Annotated in this window: 3 protein-coding genes; 1 reads left to right on the top strand and 2 read right to left on the bottom strand. The window is 57.9% G+C overall.

Translation table 11 applies throughout. The annotated features are described in order from the left end of the window. Positions 1–283 precede the first annotated feature (283 nt). Together PG883_RS23320 and PG883_RS23315 are read right to left on the bottom strand one after the other, a co-directional pair. Positions 284–508, bottom strand: coding sequence for an MbeD family mobilization/exclusion protein (locus tag PG883_RS23320; protein WP_063639086.1), 225 nt, complete (start codon positions 506–508; stop codon positions 284–286). Beyond that, complete coding sequence (locus tag PG883_RS23315) at positions 509–982, bottom strand: MbeB family mobilization protein (RefSeq protein ID WP_270808432.1); 474 nt, start codon at positions 980–982, stop codon at positions 509–511. Between the two features lie 250 nt (positions 983–1,232). On the opposite strand from PG883_RS23315, the gene PG883_RS24000 reads away from it, so the two are divergent. Further along, a complete protein-coding gene (locus tag PG883_RS24000; RefSeq protein ID WP_063639084.1) occupies positions 1,233–1,430 on the top strand; it encodes a hypothetical protein in 198 nt (65 codons plus the stop codon). The last annotated feature ends 495 nt before the right edge of the window (positions 1,431–1,925 follow it).

Genomic DNA, 1,925 nt, shown 5'->3' with positions numbered 1-1,925 from the left:
TTGATGCCCTCCAGTGGAAAGATTGGGCAACACAGGTTCAACGACTGCATACAGGTAAGTAATCCAAGGCAACGGCGGCTTTAGAGGAAATTTTTCACCGGCCGGTTATGGGGGGGTAAGCCCAAACCGCCGAAATTGGGATTCCGGCGTACAACCCCTAACAGGGGCATCAACAATGAAGTGGGGCCCACTGACCCCACTCAATCACCGTACTCCCTGTCACCATACTCTCGATACTCCCGCCCGAGGCTCATAGAGCTACGCCGCGGCTCCAGCTCAATGTTCAGGGCTTCAATTTTTGGCTCAATGTCTCGACTTGACCGCTCAAGTGCAACACCTGCTTGCTCAAGCTCCCCACGCTCTCTCGCAATGCCCGGTTCTCGGTAGAGGTGGCCTCGAACATCTGCCGCAAATCGCTGTAGGCGCTCTCCCAGGCCGCGTGCTGCGCTCTGTACCCGCCTTCCAAGCTCTCTAACGCTTTCAATAACTGCCGCTCTAGTTCCGTCATTCAGTACCCCTCCGGGATCCTCCAGGGATATTCCCCTCTCTCTGATTCCTCTTCGCGGCCATAGGCCAACTCCTTCAAGTCCATCTTCACGCACAGCCGCAGGTCCTTGCCGCACGTCGACAGTTCCAATTTTCCGCCCTTCGCTGCCAACTGCTCCAATGTCTTGTTCTGGCGTGAGATCTCTACCCAGTTCTCGGCGATGACCCTGCCCTGGTACCACACCACGACCCAGCTGATCCCCAGCAGAAACGCCACCCCGATCAACGGAAAGACCCACCCCTTCAACACCAGCCAGCCCCACCTCCGGTTCTGGGCGTCGATAGCGGTGTTCAATCTCCGCGCGCTTGATTCCAACGCCGCGAGAATAGCTCTCTCGTGCGGCTCGAACGCGTTCTTCACGCTCGTTTCGATATCGCTCGCCTGCTGCTTCGAGCTCTCTTCGAAGGTCTTGGCCAGCTCTAAAATCTTGCTCATACAGGGCCCCTTTTAGCCGGATATTCCGCCCCCCTTCCGGGTCGGCAATGCTGATACTCTTGCGGGTCTCCCGCACCACCTCAAAGCCGTGTTTCTTCAACGTGGCCACCACGTCTCCCCGGTCGGCCAGCTCACCGGCCGCCGCCAGTGAAAGCAGACCGTCGGTGATCGCTTGTGCCGCGTCCTGTTTGGCTTTTGGCAAGTTGCTGGGGGTCATCAATGCCCGTTTGTTCAAGGGATCATCCGGGTCATGCAAGCCCAACTGGGCGTTGACCACCACCTTCCACGCATCGATGCGGGGCCGGTCGGCCCGGTCGAAATAGGGTTGCAGCCGCTTGCCACTCAGCAGTTCGATATTCGGGATCACGAAGTTGAGCTCAAGCCGTTCTTTGTCCCGGTGCTCCACCCACAGGCAGGCGTACTGATCCCGATCCAGCCCCGGCAATAACGCACGCTCGAAGCTGTCCATCAGCTTGTCCTTGTCCTCCCTGGGCAAATCCGCTTCCTGGAACGACAGCACGCCAGAGGTGTACTTTTTGGCGTAGGGGCTGCTGTCGATCAGCGCCTCGATGAGACCCGGATCGCCACGGTCAAGGGTCGCCCCCTCCCGATCCCGCTGCGGCCCCAGCAGGTAATCGACCGGGCCGCTACCGCGCCCCACACCACGGGCATGAAATTTGACGATCATGACTCGCTGCACAGCCAGACGGTGGCCACACTGAGCGCTTCATCGTGCTCCTGGTAAACCTCCCCGCTGACCTCCTGGCCGTCCTTCAACAACCGCAAGCTCCACCCCTGTTCGCCGGGCAACCGGATCAGGGTGTAGTCATACTGGGGTCTGACGCTCAGTGGAACGAAAACTCACGTTAAGGGATTTTGGTCATGAGATTATCAAAAAGGATCTTCACCTAGATCCTTTTAAATTAAAAATGAAGTTTTAAAT

Source organism: Aeromonas sp. QDB25, assembly GCF_027707725.1.
GTDB lineage: Bacteria > Pseudomonadota > Gammaproteobacteria > Enterobacterales > Aeromonadaceae > Aeromonas > Aeromonas caviae.
Note: the sequence above shows the minus strand (reverse complement) of the source record. Positions and strands in the feature narration are given on the sequence as shown.

Coding starts and splice junctions, on each gene's coding strand:
- PG883_RS24000 (WP_063639084.1), top strand. CDS start 1,233: ATGCAAGCCCAACTGGGCGTTGACCACCACCTTCCACGCATCGATGCG.
- PG883_RS23320 (WP_063639086.1), bottom strand. CDS start 508: ATGACGGAACTAGAGCGGCAGTTATTGAAAGCGTTAGAGAGCTTGGAA.
- PG883_RS23315 (WP_270808432.1), bottom strand. CDS start 982: ATGAGCAAGATTTTAGAGCTGGCCAAGACCTTCGAAGAGAGCTCGAAG.